The organism is Streptomyces sp. NPDC053431, assembly GCF_044544925.1.
Classification (GTDB): Bacteria; Actinomycetota; Actinomycetes; order Streptomycetales; family Streptomycetaceae; genus Streptomyces.
In genome coordinates this window covers 489,889-508,369 of the sequence record NZ_JBITXX010000001.1, presented here as the reverse complement: position 1 = coordinate 508,369, position 18,481 = coordinate 489,889, and the positions used below count along the sequence as shown (strand labels likewise).

The 18,481-nt window shown below is 72.2% G+C and carries 16 protein-coding genes and 1 pseudogene; 4 read left to right on the top strand and 13 right to left on the bottom strand.

Going from position 1 to position 18,481, the window contains the following annotated elements; genetic code table 11:
• Positions 1-194 precede the first annotated feature (194 nt).
• Entirely contained in the window at positions 195-1,958 is a 1,764-nt protein-coding gene (leuA, locus tag ACIGXE_RS02140; protein WP_399741636.1) for a 2-isopropylmalate synthase, read from the bottom strand.
• A 296-nt stretch (positions 1,959-2,254) separates the two neighbouring features.
• Here leuA and ACIGXE_RS02135 point away from each other — a divergent pair, with 296 nt between their 5' ends.
• Positions 2,255-3,331, top strand: coding sequence for a M4 family metallopeptidase (locus ACIGXE_RS02135; protein ID WP_399741633.1), 1,077 nt, complete (start codon positions 2,255-2,257; stop codon positions 3,329-3,331).
• A gap of 20 nt (positions 3,332-3,351) precedes the next feature.
• The gene (locus ACIGXE_RS02130) at positions 3,352-3,630 is read left to right on the top strand and encodes a protealysin inhibitor emfourin (RefSeq protein WP_399741630.1); all 279 of its coding nucleotides are present in this window, start codon (positions 3,352-3,354) and stop codon (positions 3,628-3,630) included.
• 142 nt (positions 3,631-3,772) lie between these two features.
• Here ACIGXE_RS02130 and era read toward each other — a convergent pair whose 3' ends face one another.
• The 7 genes from era to ACIGXE_RS02095 form a co-directional block, all read right to left on the bottom strand.
• Complete coding sequence (gene era, locus ACIGXE_RS02125) at positions 3,773-4,714, bottom strand: GTPase Era (protein WP_399741627.1); 942 nt, start codon at positions 4,712-4,714, stop codon at positions 3,773-3,775.
• A gap of 30 nt (positions 4,715-4,744) precedes the next feature.
• The gene (locus ACIGXE_RS02120) at positions 4,745-5,707 is read right to left on the bottom strand and encodes a WxL protein peptidoglycan domain-containing protein (RefSeq protein ID WP_399741624.1); all 963 of its coding nucleotides are present in this window, start codon (positions 5,705-5,707) and stop codon (positions 4,745-4,747) included.
• A 37-nt stretch (positions 5,708-5,744) separates the two neighbouring features.
• Positions 5,745-7,094, bottom strand: a complete 1,350-nt coding sequence (locus ACIGXE_RS02115) for a beta-xylosidase (protein WP_399741621.1) — start codon at positions 7,092-7,094, stop codon at positions 5,745-5,747.
• 189 nt (positions 7,095-7,283) lie between these two features.
• The gene (locus tag ACIGXE_RS02110; protein ID WP_399741618.1) at positions 7,284-7,763 is read right to left on the bottom strand and encodes a hypothetical protein; all 480 of its coding nucleotides are present in this window, start codon (positions 7,761-7,763) and stop codon (positions 7,284-7,286) included.
• A 213-nt stretch (positions 7,764-7,976) separates the two neighbouring features.
• Positions 7,977-8,339: a cytidine deaminase gene (locus ACIGXE_RS02105; protein WP_399741615.1), complete on the bottom strand. Its 363-nt coding sequence runs from the start codon at positions 8,337-8,339 to the stop codon at positions 7,977-7,979.
• A 42-nt stretch (positions 8,340-8,381) separates the two neighbouring features.
• Positions 8,382-9,113, bottom strand: coding sequence for a hypothetical protein (locus ACIGXE_RS02100; RefSeq protein ID WP_399741612.1), 732 nt, complete (start codon positions 9,111-9,113; stop codon positions 8,382-8,384).
• A gap of 122 nt (positions 9,114-9,235) precedes the next feature.
• Positions 9,236-10,123 (bottom strand): helix-turn-helix transcriptional regulator, encoded by an 888-nt coding sequence (locus tag ACIGXE_RS02095; RefSeq protein WP_399741609.1) that lies wholly within the window; start codon positions 10,121-10,123, stop codon positions 9,236-9,238.
• A gap of 102 nt (positions 10,124-10,225) precedes the next feature.
• Here ACIGXE_RS02095 and ACIGXE_RS02090 point away from each other — a divergent pair, with 102 nt between their 5' ends.
• Positions 10,226-11,656 (top strand): MFS transporter, encoded by a 1,431-nt coding sequence (locus tag ACIGXE_RS02090; protein WP_399741606.1) that lies wholly within the window; start codon positions 10,226-10,228, stop codon positions 11,654-11,656.
• Between the two features lie 3 nt (positions 11,657-11,659).
• Here ACIGXE_RS02090 and ACIGXE_RS02085 read toward each other — a convergent pair whose 3' ends face one another.
• The 5 genes from ACIGXE_RS02085 to ACIGXE_RS02065 form a co-directional block, all read right to left on the bottom strand.
• Entirely contained in the window at positions 11,660-12,013 is a 354-nt protein-coding gene (locus ACIGXE_RS02085; protein WP_399741603.1) for an MmcQ/YjbR family DNA-binding protein, read from the bottom strand.
• Positions 12,010-13,317: a hemolysin family protein gene (locus ACIGXE_RS02080; protein ID WP_399741600.1), complete on the bottom strand. Its 1,308-nt coding sequence runs from the start codon at positions 13,315-13,317 to the stop codon at positions 12,010-12,012. Before ACIGXE_RS02080 ends, ACIGXE_RS02085 begins: the two co-directional genes overlap by 4 nt.
• Before the next feature lie 10 nt (positions 13,318-13,327).
• Positions 13,328-13,825 carry an rRNA maturation RNase YbeY gene (gene ybeY, locus ACIGXE_RS02075; RefSeq protein ID WP_399741597.1) on the bottom strand — a complete coding sequence of 166 codons (498 nt, stop codon included), beginning with the start codon at positions 13,823-13,825 and terminating at the stop codon, positions 13,328-13,330.
• Positions 13,826-13,837: 12 nt separating this feature from the next.
• The gene (locus ACIGXE_RS02070) at positions 13,838-14,893 is read right to left on the bottom strand and encodes a PhoH family protein (protein WP_399741594.1); all 1,056 of its coding nucleotides are present in this window, start codon (positions 14,891-14,893) and stop codon (positions 13,838-13,840) included.
• 140 nt (positions 14,894-15,033) lie between these two features.
• Entirely contained in the window at positions 15,034-16,134 is a 1,101-nt protein-coding gene (locus ACIGXE_RS02065) for a carbohydrate kinase family protein (RefSeq protein WP_399741591.1), read from the bottom strand.
• A gap of 270 nt (positions 16,135-16,404) precedes the next feature.
• Between ACIGXE_RS02065 and ACIGXE_RS02060 the strand changes: the two are divergent.
• A pseudogene (locus tag ACIGXE_RS02060) lies at positions 16,405-17,733 on the top strand (MFS transporter); the annotation flags it as partial.
• Positions 17,734-18,481: the final 748 nt, after the last annotated feature.

The following is an 18,481-nucleotide window of genomic DNA, read 5'->3' as shown; positions in this document are numbered from 1 at the left end:
CTCCGGGGGGAATGTCCGAGTGGACGAGCAGACCTTCCGCCACGGCCTGATGTGCCGTCAACTCACCTGATATGGCACCGATTCCGGCATGTCCGCATGATCTTCCTTAAGTGAACCTGAAACCGTGAGGCAGGTCACACGAGAAGCCGCCCCGCACCCCCTGGGGGGGTGCGGGGCGGCTTGCGGGCGAGAGGTCAGCGCGCCGAGCGGTTGACCGCCGAGACGACCGCCTTCAGCGAGGCGCGGGTCGTGTTGGCGTCGATGCCGATGCCCCACAAGACCTTGCCGTCGATGGCGCACTCGATGTACGAGGCGGCCTGCGCGGAGGCGCCCTCGCTCATCGTGTGCTCCTGGTAGTCCAGCAGGCGGGCGTCCACGCCGATCGCCTGCAGCGCGGCGAAGAAGGCGGAGATCGGACCGTTGCCGGAGCCGGTCAGAACGGTCTCGACGCCGTCCACGACGGCCTCGACCTTCAGGGTGTCGGTGCCGTCCGTGTCGGAGGTCGACTGGCCGGAGCGCAGCTGGATGCGGCCCCACGGGTTGTCCGGGTTCGGCAGGTACTCGTCCTGGAAGACGGACCAGATCTCCTTCGGCGTGACCTCGCCGCCCTCGGCGTCGGTCTTGGCCTGGATGATCTTCGAGAACTCGATCTGCATCCGGCGGGGCAGGTCCAGCTTGTGGTCGTTCTTCAGGACGTACGCGATGCCGCCCTTGCCGGACTGCGAGTTGACGCGGATGACGGCCTCGTAGGAGCGGCCGACGTCCTTCGGGTCGATCGGCAGGTACGGGACGGCCCACTCGATCTCGTCGACGGTCTTGCCCTGGGCGGCCGCGTCGGCCTCCATGGCGTCGAAGCCCTTCTTGATGGCGTCCTGGTGGGAGCCGGAGAAGGCCGTGTAGACCAGGTCGCCCGCGTACGGGTGGCGCGGGTGGACCTCCATCTGGTTGCAGTACTCGCTGGTCCGGCGGATCTCGTCGATCTGCGAGAAGTCGATCTGCGGGTCGACGCCCTGGCTGAACAGGTTCATGCCCAGGGTCACCAGGTCGACGTTGCCGGTGCGCTCGCCCTGCCCGAACAGACAGCCCTCGATGCGGTCGGCGCCGGCCATGATGGCCAGCTCCGCCGCCGCCACGGCCGTACCGCGGTCGTTGTGCGGGTGGACGGACAGGCAGACGTACTCGCGGCGGGTCAGGTTGCGGGACATCCACTCGAAGCGGTCCGCGTGGGTGGACGGCGTCGAACGCTCCACGGTGGCGGGCAGGTTGAGGATGATCTCGCGGCCCGGGCCGGGCTGCCACACGTCGCAGACCGCCTCGCAGACCTCCAGGGCGAAGTCCAGCTCGGTGTCCGTGAAGATCTCCGGGCTGTACTGGTAGCCGAAGGTGGTCTCCGGGCCCAGCAGCTTCTCCGCGTACTCCATCACCAGGCGGGTGCCGTCGACCGCGATCTGCTTGATGTCGTCCTTCGAGCCGCGGAAGACGACCCGGCGGAAGGTGGGGGCGGTCGCGTTGTACAGGTGCACGGTGGCGCGCTTGGCGCCCTTCAGGGACTCCACGGTCCGCTCGATCAGGTCCTCGCGGGCCTGGGTCAGTACGGAGATGGTGACGTCGTCCGGGATCGCGCCCTCTTCGATGATGGAACGCACGAAGTTGAAGTCGGTCTCGCCGGAGGACGGGAAGCCGACCTCGATCTCCTTGTAGCCCATGCGGACCAGCAGGTCGAACATCTCGCGCTTGCGCGCCGGGCTCATCGGGTCGATCAGGGCCTGGTTGCCGTCGCGCAGGTCGGTCGACAGCCAGCGCGGCGCCTTGGTGATGCGCTGCTCGGGCCAGGTGCGGTCCGGGATGTCGACGGCCTCGTACTGCCCGTACTTGTGCACCGGCATGCCGGACGGCTTCTGCAGGTGCGTGGCGTTGGTGACGGGCGTCGGACGGCTGATGAAGGGCGACTGGGACATTGCGTAGGGCTCCTCGGAGGGTCCTGCGGGAAGGACGGCCGACTGTCGAACGCAACACCGAAACCCGCGGGGAGGGGGTCGGCCTACGACTACAGGCCCTCGCCGCGGCAGCTAAGGAGAAGCAGCCCGAAACGCATGATGTGCGTCACTGTAGCCGAGGTGCGGCGGAGGCGGACGTCCCGTTTCAGTATGCGGGACGGGCGCCGCGTCAAGGCAGAAAGGTGACCCATCACTCCATTTCACCAATCATCGTCGCGGGCCGTGACAGGGCGAGCACACAGTGCCACATTGCCCCTATGACTCCCCACACGTCTGCGTCCTCGTCCGCGACCCCGCCCGCCGTCTGCTCGATCGTCCCGCCCCACATCCTGGAGCGGCTCGCAGAGTCCGACAATCCGGCCTACGCCGAGGCCGCCCAGCGCACCCTGCTCGTGGACACCACCCAGCGGGCGGCCCGCGAGGAGGCGGTCCCGGGCGAGGCCCGGGCGGAGGGCGAGCTCTCCGACAAGCCGCGGCGGACCATCTACGACGCCGGGCACGGCACCGAGCTGCCGGGCGCCCGGATCCGCGACGAGGGCGGGCCGGCCGGCGACGACGCCACCGCCAACCGCGCCTACGCCGGTCTCGGCGCCACCTTCGACCTCTTCTTCAAGGCCTTCGGCCGCCACTCCATCGACGGCGCCGGCCTGCCGCTGCTGGCGAGCATCCACTTCGACGAGAAGTACGACAACGCGTTCTGGAACGGCGAGCAGATGGTCTTCGGCGACGGCGACGGCGAGCTGTTCCTCGACTTCACCATCCCCGTCGACGTCATCGGCCACGAGCTCACCCACGGCGTCACCCAGTACACCGCGAACCTCGCCTACTACGGCCAGTCCGGCGCCCTCAACGAGTCCCTGTCGGACGTCTTCGGCTCGCTCGTGAAGCAGTACGCCCTCGGCCAGACGGCGGAGCAGGCCGACTGGCTGATCGGCGCCGGGCTGCTCGGCCCCGCCATCGACAACGGCGTCGCGCTGCGCTCCATGAAGGAGCCGGGCACGGCGTACGACGACGACGTCCTCGGCAAGGACCCGCAGCCCGCGTCCATGGACGACTACGTCCGGACGAACTCCGACAACGGCGGCGTCCACATCAACTCGGGCATCCCGAACCGCGCCTTCTACCTGGTCGCCACCGCGCTCGGCGGCCACGCGTGGGAGCGGCCCGGGCGGATCTGGTACGACGTGCTGACCGGCGGCACCCTGGACCAGGAGGCCCGGTTCGCGGACTTCGCGCGGGCCACGGCGAAGTCGGCGCGGGCCCTCTACGGGGACGGCGAGGAGCTCAAGGCCGTCCTCGACGCCTGGACGACCGTCGGCGTGCCGACCCGCTGACGGTGCTGTAGACAAGGCCCATGCGGATTCGAGTACGGCGCACGGGCGGTTTCGCGGGGATCGAGAGGTCGGCGGAGGTGGACACCGCCGGCCTCGCCGACGCGGCCGAGCTGCAGACCCTGGCCACCGCCGTCATGTCCGAGCCCCAAGACGACGACGACACCGAGGCGGCCCGGGGCGTCCCGGACGGCTTCCTGTACGAGATCACGGTCGACGGACGCACCCTCCGCACCGGCGACCCGGACCTCACGGAGGCGCAGCGGGCCCTGATCCAACGGGTCCTGAAGGAAGGCGCGTGACGCGGAGCCCCCACCAGAGGCGCCGGCGGCCCCGCGGGGCTGTCGGCGCCTTCGCGTTCCCCGGACCTGGTCAAAGTCCGGGAAGCCACCCGGGCCGAGTTCGAAGATCCCGGCCCGCCGGGGCCGGGAAGGGCAGGAAGGGCTAGAAGCCCAGCTTGCGGAGCTGCTTGGGGTCCCGCTGCCAGTCCTTCGCGACCTTCACGTGGAGGTCGAGGAAGACCGGGGTCCCGAGCAGCGCCTCGATGTGCTTGCGGGACTTCATGCCGACCTCCTTGAGGCGGCTGCCCTTGGGGCCGATGATGATGCCCTTCTGGCTGGGGCGCTCGATGTACACGTTGGCGTGGATGTCGAGCAGCGGGCGGTCCGCCGGGCGGTTCTCGCGCGGGATCATCTCCTCGACGACCACCGCGATGGAGTGCGGCAGCTCGTCCCGCACGCCTTCGAGCGCGGCCTCGCGGATCAGCTCCGCGACCATGACCATCTCGGGCTCGTCGGTGAGGTCGCCCTCGGGGTAGAGCGGCGGGGACTCCGGCAGGAGCGGGATGAGCAGGTCGGCGACGAGCTGGACCTGCTTGTCGCCGACGGCGGAGACCGGCACGATCTGGGCCCACTCGATGCCCAGCTCCTTGCCGAGCTGGTCGATGGCGATCAGCTGCTCGGCGAGGGTCTTGGAGTCCACCAGGTCGGTCTTGGTGACGATGGCGACCTTCGGGGTCTTCCTGATCTCGGCGAGCTCCTTGGCGATGAAGCGGTCGCCGGGCCCGAGCTTCTGGTCGGCGGGCAGGCAGAAGCCGATCACGTCGACCTCGGCCCAGGTGGTGCGCACGACGTCGTTGAGGCGCTCGCCGAGCAGGGTGCGCGGCTTGTGCAGGCCGGGGGTGTCGACCAGGATCAGCTGCGCGTCGGGGCGGTGCACGATGCCGCGGACGGTGTGCCGGGTGGTCTGCGGCCGGTTGGAGGTGATCGCCACCTTCTGGCCGACGAGAGCGTTCGTCAGGGTGGACTTGCCCGCGTTGGGGCGGCCGACGAAGCAGGCGAAGCCGGCCCGGTGGGGGGCGGTGTTCTCATCAGTACGAACGCTCATGGGGGTCATTCTCCCCGATGCGCGCCCCCCTCACGTACTCAGTGCCCGGTGGCGGCGTATCCGCAGGCCGAGCAGCCCGGCCAGAGCCCCCGCGGCGAGCACCGCGGCGGGGAACCAGGGCAGGGCGAGGAAGGAGACCCGGCCGGTCTCGCGGACGTCCTTGGCGGTGGCGGTCAGGGTCACCTCGCCCCAGTCGAGCTGCGGCGAGCCCGCCCAGCGCTCGGTGAGCCGGATCCTCTGCCGGGGCAGCAGCTCGGCCGGCAGCCGTTCCAGGTCGCGGGAGAGCAGGGTGCGGCCGAAGACCCCCTGGGCCTTGAGGGCGACCTTGGGGTTGAGGGTGACGTTGCCGCGGTTGTGCAGGGTGTAGGAGAGGACAGCGCTGCTGGTGCCGGCGCCGGGCACGAGCGGCCGGTCCTGGTCGAGGGTGACGTCCTCGACGGAGAGGGCGGGGACGGTGGGGCCGCCGACCCGCAGGTAGACCCGGGCTCCGACCGCGCGCTGCACGCCGAGGGCGACCGCGCCGCCGCCCCGGGCGATCCGCTCGTCGAGGGCGACGAGGGCGCCGGGGTGGTCGCCGGGCTCGGCGTCGGCGGGGACGGTGAGGGTGTACGGCACGGTGACGGCGGACCGCGGCGGCACGGTGACCCGGTCGAGCTCCGGCCGGATCCAGGCGCCCGCGCCGGTCTGCTTCTCCTGCCGGGTGCGCACGGCGAAGCCGCCGTCGCGTTCGGTGTTGTAGGCGTCGGCGCCGTAGAGGAGGAAGGTGAGCGGGGCGGTCGTCTTGTTGGCCACGGTGACCTTGTCGGTGACGGTGGTCCCCGGGTCGGCGGAGAGGTAGAAGTACGGGCGGCTGCCCAGCCGCGAGGCGGCCGGGTAGACGGCCCACTCGCCGTTCTCGGCCGCGGAGGCGGGGGTGACCCCCTGGACGCCGAGCAGCAGCGCGGCGCCCAGGAGGCCGAGGACGTGTCGCAGGAGGACGTACGGCGTGCGCACGGGTGCGGACCCCTTCGGCTCGGTTCTCTCGGAACGGTCAGGACAGCGTCAGCGTGAGCACGCCCGCGTAGCTGCCGGGCGCGGTGTACGCCGGGACGTCGAGCGAGAGCCCGGCGTCGACGGTGAACTCGCCACCCGTGAGGGTGCCGTTGGGTGTGGAGGCGAGGGTCGCGCCGGTGGTGCCGACGGCACCGGGGCTGCCCGGGACGCAGGTGCTGGGGCTGCCGGGTTTGGTGGCGCAGGCCGGGCTCCAGCTGAGCCTGCCGGCGCCGATGGCGGTGCCGCCGGGTCCGGCGAAGTCGGTGACCTTGCCGGTCAGGGACCAGCCCGCGGGGCCGCCGCGGAAGTCCTTGACCGTCACCGTCCGCAGCGCGCCGGTGGCCGCGCCGCCCTGTCCGAAGTCGACGGCCGAGAGCTGTACGGCGTCACCGGCCTGGGTCATGGACAGGGTGCCCGCCTTGACCGTGGCCGTGATCTTCTGGCTGTTCGGCGGTGCCGGGGTGTCGTCGACGACCTGGTACGCGACGGGGCCGGCGCCCTTGTCGGGGTCCCAGGCCGCGCCCTCGTACGCCACGATGCCGGTGGTCGCCAGGTCGGAGACCCTCAGGCGCGCGGCGAAGCCGCCCTCGCCGTCCGTGGTGACCGTCATCCGGTCGGCGGTCTCGGCCGCACCGGCCCGGCCGACGACGGTGACCTCGGCGAGCGGGGTGAACTTGGTGCCGGTGACGGTGACGCGGACGCCGGGCGCCCCGGAGGCGTTGTCGAGCTGGAGGGCCCGCTGGTTGGCGCCGGGCTGCGGGGCCGCCGTGACCGTCTCGGAGACGGGCGCGGGCGGATTGGTGACGGTGCAGGGCGTGTCCAGCTCCATGATGTAGCTGGTGTGGATGTTGTAGTCGCCGGGCGAGAGGGTGATCGCGCCGGGCGCGGTCACCGTGAAGGTGCCCTTCATCGAGAAGGGCGGGAAGGTGCCCTTGCCGGGGACGGGCGGGTTCTTCTTCTCGCCGGTGACCGTGACGGCGCCGGACTGGGCGCCGCCGAGGGTGACCTTGCCGCTCGGAGTCATGATGTTCTCCGGGAGCGCCAGGTCCACCGGGTTCGAGGCGGCGGGCTTGGTGACCGTGTAGGTGACGGTGACCGTGTCGCCCACCTTCGGCGCGGCGTTGTCGACGGTGATCTGCGCCGTCGTGGTGCCGTCGATCGGCGGGATGCCGGCGATCGGCGGGGGTACGCAGTGGGTCGCGAACTCCACCGGCGCGGAGGCCGCGGTGACCGCGCCGGCCGGGGCGGCGAGCGCCCCGCCGGCGGTGAGGGCGAGCGCGGTGGCGCCGAGGGCGGCGGACCAGCGACGCCGTCTTCGTGCCGCCGCGCGGCTTCTGTCGAGTGCCATGTGGGCCCCTCCTGAGGGATGAGAGGGCGCCATTGACGGCTGCGGGCCGAGAGAAGTCAATGGAATCGAAATGCACCGACTGATGGCCCATCAGATACTGGCAAGATCGGTACATCCGGCGCATTTCCCCAGGCCACAACAGGGACCGGTACCGCCGTCGGCGGTACCGGTCGGCCGTGCGGAAGGAGCTCAGCTGAACACGAAGGGCCCGGGCGACTGCGAGGTGAGCGCGTCGCAGTTCACGGTGACGCCGAAGATCACCATCTTGAGCGCGGTGCCCGCGAAGTAGGAGTTGAGGCTGTCACCGGAGGCGACGGTCCCCCCGAGCGGGCCGATGGTGACGGACTGGTTCGCGGCGAGCGGCGGGTTCTTCTTCCCGGTGAAGACCCGGGTGCCGCCGCCGGCCTTGGCCATCGTGAGCGTGGCGCTGATCTGGTCGGCGCCGACCGAGATCGGCGTCTTCACGGCCGAGGTGAGGGTGATCGTCGCGGCGGTGCCGCTCTGCGTGGCGGTGAGGGTGGCGCCGCCACCGCCCCAGGACCCGCAGTCGTACGTGGCCGTGGCCGAGCCCGGCGACACGGCGGCGGCACCCGGCGCGAGGACGAGGGCCGAGGCGGCGAGCGCCCCGGAGAGCACCGCGACGATCCCTAAGCTGCTGCTGGTTCTCATGGCGAGGTCGTACCCCTTCCGATGACGAACGCAGGGGTGCGGGCACTGCGTCAAGGAGACTCCGCGAGCACGGCGGAGATCTGACGGCCCGTCGGACCGTTCGCAGCTATTGACGCGCATTCTTCACAAGAGCACAAGGCCCGTGCGGGAGCGGTACCACAAGGGCCCGGCGCGGGGTGCTCGCGCCGGGCCGCCTGGTCGGACGGGCGGGCCTCAGCCCGCCGTGACCGCCGTGCGCAGCCGCCCGTCGGGACCCGCGAGCAGCACCGGGGTCTCCGGCCCGCCCAGGTCCCGTACGGCCGCGCGGTCCTCGTCGGACGCGGCCTCCGCGGTCGAGACGACGGCCGCGGCCTCCAGCGACTCGGCGCCGCTCGCCACCGCCATGGCGACCGCGGTCCGCAGCGCGCTCAGCTTGAGCGACTCCAGGTCGACCGTGCCGGCGACATAGGTGCGCCCGGTCTCGTCCCGTACCGCCGCGCCCTCCGCCACCCCGTTGCGGGCGCGGGCGCTGCGTGCCAGCGTGATGATCTTGAGGTCCTCGGCGCCGAGGTCGTCGTGCTCGCGGTTGAGTGTCATGATCCGAGGATAGGTCGGGGCGGTGCGGGCCGGGCGGTGGGCTCAGCCCTGAGCGGCCTTGACGAACTTGTCGGTGGCCAGCTTGGCGAAGGAGTCGAAGTCCTTCTTGGTCGAGGTGGTGTCCGCGAGGTGCACCATGCGGAACGCGCCGGTGCCCTGGCGGCCGACGACGAGGTGCGGCTCGATCTTGATGCCGGGCGCGATCTCGATCGTGATCGCGAAGGCGAGCGCCTCCTCGGCGCCCTGCGGGGCGGTGAGCTTGCGCGTCGTGAACTTCGTCTTCTGGCCGTCCACGTCGACGGTGAAGTCCTTGCAGGTGTCCAGGGCCGTGGCGAGCTTCCCGGTGTAGTCGGCCGCGCCCGTGCCCGGGAAGGTCATGACCCGCTCGCTCAGTTCGGACTGCTGCCGGCCGAGGACGAAGTCGGCCCGGGGGCCGTCGGTGGCGCCCTCGGTGTCGGCGCTCATCACGGCGGCGAGCGGCTGGCACTCGGCCTTGTCGGCCTTGTAGTTGCTCGTCGCGGCGTCCGCCTTGGCGGCCTTCCAGCCCGCCGGCAGGTCCTTCAGCTCCAGGGCCGCGGCCTTCATCTGCGCGGCCGTCAACGGCGTCGCCGGAGCCTGGGAGGTCGGGGCGGCGGTGGCGGAGCCCGACCGGTCGGCGGCCGGCTTGTCGGCACCGTCCTTCGCGGGGTCGTCCGTACCGTTGCAGGCGGCGGTCAGCGAGAGCGCCGAGACGGCGAGGACGGCGGCCAGGCCGCGGGAGATACGCGTACGCATGAGTGCGAAAGCCCTTGGAGGTGAGGGTACGAGGAGGCGAACGGCCCTACGTTCGACGGCGGTTCGCGAGGAGGATAGCCGTCACGGGTGACACCCCGGCGAACGGCCCCCGACATCCGCGCTCAGCCCGCCACCGGGAACATCGCCCCGCGCCGCCCCTCGGGAGACACCAGCCACTCCAGCTTCGCCGCCGTGTCCGCCTCCGGGAGCGGGGTGTGCAGCACGATCACCAGGTCCGGGCGGGCGGGCACCCGCAGCTGGGTGGCCTCGACGAAGAGCGGGCCGACCAGCGGGTGCTCCATCTCCTTGCGGTTGAGCCCGCCGGGCCGGATGTCCCGCAGCTCCCACAGCTCCGCGAACTCCGGGCTCGCCGCCCGCGCCTCCTCGACCACCGAACGGAAGCCGTCGTCCCCGGGATGCTCCGAGCAGGCGGCGCGGAACTGGGCGACGACCTGCGGCGCAAGCTCCTCCCAGCGGTTCGACCGCGCGCGGTAGAGCGGATCGGTGAAGAAGGCGATCAGGCAGTTCTGCACGATCTCCGGGCGCATGCCGAGCACGATCGCCGCCGCCTCGTTGTACATGACCGTGTTCCAGTACACGTCCATGATGTGCGCCGGGAACGGCATCCACGTGTCGATCAGGCGCCGCAGCCCGTCGCACATGTCCCGGTCCTCGGGCGCGGCCTCGGGGGCCGGCGGGTTGAGCCCCGCCAGGACGTACAGGTGGCGCCGCTCGGTCGGGCTGAGCCGCAGCACCCGGGCGACGGAGTCGAGGACCTGCGGGGAGACGGTGATGTCCCGGCCCTGCTCCAGCCACTGGTACCAGGAGACGCCGACCCCCGCGAGGACCGCGACCTCCTCGCGGCGCAGTCCGGGGGTGCGGCGCCGGCCGCCGCCGTCCGGCAGGCCCGCCTCGGCGGGGCTCACCCGGGCCCGACGGCTCATCAGGAACTCGCGCAGTTCCGCGAGTCGGTGGGCCTTGCCGTCCGTGTTCTCCACTGCCGTGGCCACGTGTGCTTCCTCCCCCTGGACGCGTGGTGGTGCCTGGTGGTGCGACCAACAGGATAAGTTCCCGCTCCCCACGGGCATTCCCGGACCACGAGAGTCGTTGCCATGGCAACCGTCACCTCACCCAAGACCTCCCCGACCGGGACCGCCCCGGTCGCCTCCGCCTCCCCGGCCCCCTCGACCCCCGCGCTCACCGGCCGCGCCCGGCTCATCCTGATCGTGCTGTGCGCCGCCCAGTTCATGGTGTCGCTGGACTTCTCCGTCCTGAACGTGGCCCTGCCCGTGCTCGGCGCCGACCTCGGCCTCAGCACCTCCGCGCTCCAGTGGGCGGTCACCGCCTTCGCCCTGCCGTCCGGCGGCTTCCTGCTGCTCTCCGGCCGGATCGGCGACCTGTACGGACGCAAGAAGCTGTTCCTCACCGGCCTCGCGCTCTTCGGCGCGGCCTCGCTGCTCGCCACCTTCGCCTGGAGCCCGGCCGCCTTCCTCACCGGCCGCGCCCTGCAGGGCCTGGGCGCGGCGGCGATCGTGCCGACCGGCATGGCCCTGCTGACCACCACCTTCCCGGAGGGGCCGCAGCGCGACCGGGCGCTCGGCATCTCCGGCACCATCCTGTCGCTGGGCTTCACCGTCGGCATGGTCCTCGGCGGTGTCATGACCGACACCTTCGGCTGGCGTTCGACCATGGGCCTGCTCGCCCTGTTCAGCGCCCTCGTGCTGCCCTTCGCCCCGGGCCTGCTGCCGGAGTCCCGCACGCCCGAGCGGCCCCGCCTCGACGTGCCGGGCGCGGTGACCGTCACCGGTGGTCTGCTCTCCCTGATCTACGCCCTGTCGACGGCCGCCCAGCGCGGCTTCGGCGGCGCGGACGTCCTGGTCACCCTGGTGGCGGGCGTGGCCCTGCTGGGCGTCTTCGTGGTCGTCGAGTCCCGGCACGAGGCCCCGCTGGTGTCGCTGCCGATGCTGAAGCGGCGCACGGTCGCCTTCGGCAACCTGGGCGGGCTGATCACCTTCGCCATGATGTCGACCGTCGTCTTCGTCCTGACCCTCTACCTGCAGGAGACGCTGGGCCTGTCCGGCTTCCGGACCGGTCTGGTCTTCGGCGTCCAGGGCGTGATGTCGGTCCTCGCCGGCTCCTTCGCGGCCAAGGTGATCGGCCGCTTCGGCGCCCGCCGCACCCTGGTCGCCGGCCTCGCCGGCCAGGGCGTGCTGACCGCCGGGCTGCTCGCCGTCGGCAGCGACGCGGGCGCGATCCTGGCGACGGTCGCGGTCTCCCTGGCCTCCATGTGCCACCTGGGCGCGATCATCTCGTACGGCGTCACCGTCACCTCCGGCGTCCCGGACGAGGAGCAGGGCCTGGCCACCGGTCTGGTGACCACGACCCAGCAGGTCGGCCTCACCGTCGGCATCCCGCTGCTCGGCGTCCTCGCCACCACGGGCGACAGCCTGTACGGGGGTGTGCGCACGGTCCTCGCCCTGGACGCGGTGATCGTCCTGGCGACGGCGGTCCTGGTCGCGCTCGGCCTGCGGAAGCGTGCCTGACGCTCAGGGCCGGTCGAGGCGGAGGCGTACCGCCTTCGGAAGACCGGCGACGACGAGGTCGTACGAGTCCTCGACGAGCTCCCGGACCATCCGGTCCGGGAGCTCTCCCACGCTCACCGTGTTCCAGTGGCGCTTGTTCATGTGATAGCCGGGGGCGATCGCCGGATACTCCTCGCGGAGCCGTACGGCGTCCTCCGGGTCGCACTTGAGATTGACCGTCAGCGGGTCGCCGTCCAGCCAGGACAGCGCGAACATCTTCCCGGCCACCTTGAAGACGGAGACGTCGGGCCCGAAGGGGAACTCCTCGGTCGCGTCGTTGAAGTCCAGGCAGAAGGCGCGCAGCTGGGCGGGCGTCACGAGTCGGTTCCCCCCTCGGGGCCGGCGGCGCCGACCGGTTCGACGAGCACGGTCACGATCTTGTTCCGGCGCCCGGCCGGGGACTCGGCGGTCAGCCGCAGCGGGCGTCCGTCGGGCAGCTCCACGACGGAGCGGGCACCGGCGATCGGCACCCGGCCGAGGGCCTTGGCGAGCAGTCCGCCGACCGTCTCGACGTCCTCGTCGTCGTACTCGTCCGGCCCGAAGCCGTAGAGCTCGCCGAGGTCGCCGATGTCGAGGCGGGCGGTGACCCGGTAGCGGTCGTCGCCGAGCTCCTCGACGGGCGGCAGCTCCCGGTCGTACTCGTCGGTGATCTCGCCGACGATCTCCTCCAGGATGTCCTCGATGGTGACGATCCCGGCCGTGCCGCCGTACTCGTCGATGACGACGGCGACGTGGTTGCGCTCCTGCTGCATCTCGCGCAGCAGGTCGCCGGCGTTCTTGGTATCGGGCACGAAGGCCGCCGGGCGCATCGCCGTGGACACCAGGTCGGCCTCGGCCTCCCGGTTGATGTGCGTCTTGCGGACCAGGTCCTTCAGATACACGATGCCGACGATGTCGTCCTCGTTCTCGCCGGTCACCGGGATCCGCGAGAAGCCGGAGCGCAGCGCGAGGGTGAGGGCCTGGCGGACGGTCTTGTACCGCTCGATGCAGACGAGGTCGGTGCGCGGCACCATCACCTCGCGCACCAGGGTGTCGCCGAGCTCGAAGACCGAGTGCACCATGCGGCGTTCGTCGTCCTCGATCAGCGACTCCTGCTCCGCCAGGTCGACCATCGCGCGCAGCTCGGCCTCGGAGGCGAACGGCCCCTTGCGGAAGCCCTTGCCGGGCGTGACCGCGTTGCCGATGAGGATGAGCAGCTGCGGGATCGGGCCCATGATCCGGGCCAGCGGCAGCAGCACGTACGCGGCGGCGGTCGCGGTGTTCAGCGGGTGCTGGCGGCCGATGGTGCGCGGCGAGACGCCGACGGCGACGTACGACACGAGCACCATCACGGCGATCGCGACGAGCAGCGCCTGCCAGGTCTCCTGGAACTCCTCCAGGCACGCGTACGTGACGAGCACCCCGGCCGCCATCTCGCAGGCGACGCGGACGAGCAGCGCCACGTTGAGATAGCGGGTCGGGTCGGAGGCCACCTGGGCGAGCTTGTCGGCACCGCGCCGCCCGGACCGTACGGCCTCGGCGGCGCGGAAGCTGGAGACGCGGGCGAGGCCCGCCTCGGCGCAGGCGGCGAGCCAGGCGACGATGACGAGGGCGACGGCGCCCAGGATCAGCTGAGCACTCATGGGCGCCCGCTCAGGAGACGGTCGGCGCCGGCGACGGGCCGGTCAGGCCCTTCTCCGCGCGCCAGCCGTCCACGATGGCGGCCTGAAGACCGAACATCTCGGCCTTCTCGTCCGGCTCCTCGTGGTCGTAGCCGAGCAGGTGCAGCACTCCGTGGACGGTCAGGAGCTGGAGCTCCTCGTCCATGGAGTGCCGCGTCGGCGCGTCCTCGCCCTGCTTCTTGGCGACCTCGGGGCAGAGCACGATGTCGCCGAGGAGCCCCTGCGGGGGCTCCTCGTCGTCCTTGGACGGCGGACGCAGTTCGTCCATCGGGAAGGACATGACGTCCGTCGGACCCGGCAGGTCCATCCACTGGATGTGGAGCTGCTCCATCGCCTCGGCGTCCACCACGATCACCGAGAGCTCGGAGAGCGGGTGGATGCGCATGCGCGCGAGCGCGTAGCGGGCGATGTCGAGGATCGCCTGCTCGTCGACCTCGGTGCCGGACTCGTTGTTGACGTCGATCGACATGTGCGGTTGCTTCTACTTCCCGTTACGGCTGTCCTGACGGCCGCCGGTGCGGCTGTCGTTGCGGCTGTCGTACTTCTCGTACGCGTCGACGATACGGCCGACGAGCTTGTGCCGTACGACATCCTGCGACGTGAGCATGGAGAAGTGCACGTCGGCGACCCCGTCGAGGATGTCCCGGACCTGCCGCAGACCGCTCTTCGTGCCGCCCGGCAGGTCGACCTGGGTGATGTCACCGGTGATGACGATCTTCGAGTCGAAGCCGAGGCGGGTGAGGAACATCTTCATCTGCTCGGGGTTCGTGTTCTGCGCCTCGTCGAGGATGATGAACGCGTCGTTGAGCGTCCGGCCGCGCATGTACGCCAGCGGCGCGACCTCGATCGTCCCGTTCGCCATCAGCTTGGGGATCGAGTCGGGGTCGAGCATGTCGTGCAGCGCGTCGTACAGCGGCCGCAGGTACGGGTCGATCTTCTCGTACAGCGTGCCGGGCAGGAAGCCGAGCCGCTCGCCCGCCTCGACGGCCGGCCGGGTAAGGATGATCCGGGTGACCTGCTTCGACTGCAGGGCCTGGACCGCCTTGGCCATGGCCAGATACGTCTTGCCGGTGCCGGCGGGGCCGATGCCGAACACGATCGTGTGCTTGTCGATGGCGTCGACGTAGCGCTTCTGGTTGAGCGTCTTGGGGCGGATGGTGCGACCGCGGCTGGAGAGGATGTTCTGGGTGAGCACCTCGGAAGGCGTCTCGACCGCGGCTTCCTCGTTCTCCTCCCGCAGCATCGCGATCGAACGTTCCACGGCATCCTCCGTCATCGGCTGTCCGGTGCGGAGCACCAGCATCATCTCGTCGAACAGGCGCTGGATCAGCGCGACTTCCCGCGCTTCACCGGTCGCGCTGATCTCGTTTCCCCGTACGTGGATGTCCGTCGTCGGGAACGCTTCCTCGATCACGCGCAGCAGGGAGTCACCGGAACCCAGCACCATCACCATCGGGTGCTTCGCGGGGACGGTGAACCGGGCGCGTGCCTGCCCCGGCGCGAGGTCGGGGGTGTGGGCTGTGGGTGTCTGAGTCATGGGCCGGCACTGTGGCCTGCACATACCTCCTGTTGCAGGGTTCTCGCTGCTCGACAACCTCTCGGATACCAAGCCTACGACTCACCTGGGACAACCCTGAACGGATTTACGCGGACGGCCCGGGCGGCCGGAGCCGGGTCTCAGGAGGCGGGGGCGGCGCGGAAGCCGATGGTGGGGACGGCCCGGCGAAGCGGCCAGGGGCGGGCCGGGGCGGGCAGCAGGCGCTCCAGGAAGGCGTAGCGGTCGCGCAGGGCGGCCGGGTCCTGGCACTCGTGCCCCTGGACGTGCTGCCACCAGGCGGCGATCTCGCCCCAGGTCGGCGCGGACAGCGACCCGCCGAACTCCTGTACGGAGAGGGCGGCGGTCAGCCCCGCGAAGGCGAGCCGGTCGGCGAGCGGCCACCCGGCGAGGGTGCCGGTCACGAACCCGGCGACGAAGACGTCCCCGGCGCCGGTCGGGTCGAGCGCGGCGACCTGGATGGCGGGCACCTCGGCGGTCTCGCCGGTGGCCCCGTCCACGGCGTAGGCGCCCTCGGAACCGAGCGTGACGACGGCGTACCGCACCTTGTCGGCGAGCGCCCGGGCGGCGGCGCGGGGGCAGTCGGTGCGGGTGTAGCGCATCGCCTCGGCGGCATTGGGCAGGAAGGCCTCGCAGTGCTCCAGGTCGGTGAGCCCGGCGAGGTCCCACCGCCCGGTGTCGTCCCAGCCCACGTCGGCGAAGACCTTGGCGCCGGCGCCGGCGGCCCGGGCCACCCACTCCTCGGTGCGGCCGGGCACCAGGGACGCGACGGCGGCGCGGGCGTGCGGCGGGTAGGCGGGCGGGGCGCCGTCGAAGGGCGGGGCGTCGTGGCCGTGCGACACCATGGTGCGCTCGCCCTCGTAGGCCATGGAGACGGTGACGGGCGAATGCCACCCCGGCACGGTCCGCGACAGGGAGAGGTCGATCCCCTCCCCCTGCTCCAGGGCGTCCCAGCAGTACTCGCCGTAGTGGTCGTCGCCGAACGCGGCGGCCAGCGAGGTCCGCAGCCCGAGCCGGGCGAGCGCGGTCGCCATGTTGGCGACGCCCCCGGGGCTGGACCCCATGCCGCGGGCCCAGGACTCGGTCCCGCGCACGGGAGCGGAATCGAGCCCGGTGAAGATGATGTCGAGGAAGACCGTGCCGGTGAGGAAGACGTCGCACTGGGGGTCCGTGGGTTCACGCAGGCGCACCAGCGGGTCGACGTCGTTGTCGCGTTCGGTCACGGCAGGCTCCCCGGTCGTGGTGCGGCGGATCGGCACCGTGGTGCTGACCCGGACAGTGTGCCCGAAGGGAACGGTGGGGCGGGCGGGACGCGAGGATTCCGCCCCGCGATACCCGCCCGACGCGAATCCAAACCGATCGTGACCCGTATCACAGACCGAATCGGAGGATAACGCCTTCTCCGCCCACTCGGATGCTTGATACACATGGTGCCGCGCCCCGGGGGATCACCGGGCGCCATCTCATCTCTCCGTTCAGTAACTGGAACGCCCATGCCGTCGCGCCGTGCGCGTGCCCTGGCACCGCAGTCCGCCCTCGTCGCCCTGTTCACCGCCGGCTACCTGGCCCCGTACCTCCTCCCGACGGTCGTCGGACGCCTCTCCGCCGGGCTGGGCCTGGGCCCCTCCCCGGCCGGCCTGATCGGCTCGATCCTCCTGCTCGGCTCGGCGTCGGCCGGCTTCACGCTGGCGGCCCACGTGGACCGCCTCGGCCCGCGGCGCGTGGCCCGCCTCGGCCTGACCGCGATGGCGGCCGGCTACGGCCTCGCCGCGGCGACGCACGTGGTGCCGCTGGTGGTGCTGGGCGCGGTGCTGGGCGGCTTCGGCTCGGGCACGTCGACGGCGGTCGCCGCGGCGGGCATCGCGGGCCGCCCGGATCCGCACCGCGCGTCGGCCCTCGGCCTGCTGTCCGTCTCGGCGACGGCGGGCGCGCTCTACCTGGCGCTGCCGCTCCTGGGCGGGGGCCACGCGCTGCCGTTCGCGGCGATAGCGGCGACGGCACTGGCGGTATGGCCGACGACGGCGGCCCTGGCCCCCGCGCGGCACCACCACCGCTCCCCGTCCCAGGAACCGACCCCCGCAGGGTCCGGCCCCCTCCCCCACCGCCGAGCGGGCACGACCCTCGCGGCCGCGATCCTCCTGTGGTCGATGGCGCAGAACGCCCTGTGGGGCGTGAGCGGCCGCATCGGCCTGACCCAGGCGGGCCTCTCGGAGGTGGCCCTGGGCGCGGTCTTCGCCGTCGCGCTCGGCGCGGGCCTGGCGGGCGTGCTGGCGGCGGGGGCGCTGGGCCCGCGACTGGGCCGGGCGATCCCCGTCGGCGGGGGAACGGCCCTGATCGCGGGCTGCGTCCTGCTGAGCTCGGCGGCGACGACGCCGGTGGCCTTCGCGACCGGCGAGATCGCGTGGAACGCCCTCTACCCCGTCGTCCTCTCCTACCTCCTGGGCCTGGCCGCGTCCCTGGACCCGCGCGGCCGCTGGGCGGTCCTGGTCGGCTCGGCGTCGTCCCTGGGGGTGGCATGCGGCCCGGTCACGGGCAGCGTCCTGTCGGAGACGGCGGGCTACCCGACGATGGGCCTGACCCTGGCGACCGTACTCCTACTGATCGCCGCCCCCATGACGACGGTGGCCCGCCATGGCTCGACCCGCCGGCTGCTTCCTGCCACTGTCCGCCGCGCCGTGGGCCTCGGATCCATGCACCGGGCCTCGGTCCCCGGCTCCGTTCGCCGCGCCGTGGTCCCCGGCTCCGTCCGCCGCGCTCTGGGCCTCGGATCCGTCCGCCGGGGCTTGGCCCCTGGGGCCGTTCGCCGCGCCGTGGTCTCCGGCTCCGTCCGCCGGGCCCTGGTCCCTGGCGCCGTTCGCCGCGCTGTGGTCCCCGGCTTCGTCCGCCGCGCTGTGGGCCTCGGATCCGTCCGCCGGGGCTTGGTCCCTGGCGCCGACCGCCGCGCCGTGGTCCCCGGCTCCGTCCGCCGGGCCCCGGTCCCCGGCTTCGTCCGCCGCGCTGTGGGCCTCGGATCCGTCCGCCGGGGCTTGGTCCCTGGCGCCGACCGCCGCGCCGTGGTCCCCGGCGCCGTTCGCCGCGCTGTGGGCCTCGGATCCGTCCACCGGGCTGTGGGCCCTGGCTCCGTCCGCCACGGTGGCGCGCAGGCGGCCGTCCTGGAGGCGGCCACTACGCCGCCCCCGGCCCGCGTCCCCCGACCGAGCGCACAGGACATCGCGCTCCAGCCGGTCGCCCCGCCTCACGATTCCGGCCTGGCCGGCACATCCAGCCTCGCCGGCGTTTGAGGCGCGGGGACCGGGGCGGAGCCCCGATCAACCCACCGAACGGGCGCCGGCCCACCGGCCCGGGGGCGGACCCAGCACCGCGCGCCACCTCTGCCCCACCGGCCTATCCGGCCCGCCGGCACATCCAGCCTCGCCGACACATCCAGCCCCGCCGGCGTTTGAGGCGCGGGGACCGGGGCGGAGCCCCGATCAACCCACCGAACGGGCGCCGGCCCACCGGCCCGGGGGCGGACCCAGCACCACACGCCACCTCTGCCCCACCGGCCTATCCGGCCCGCCGGCATATCCA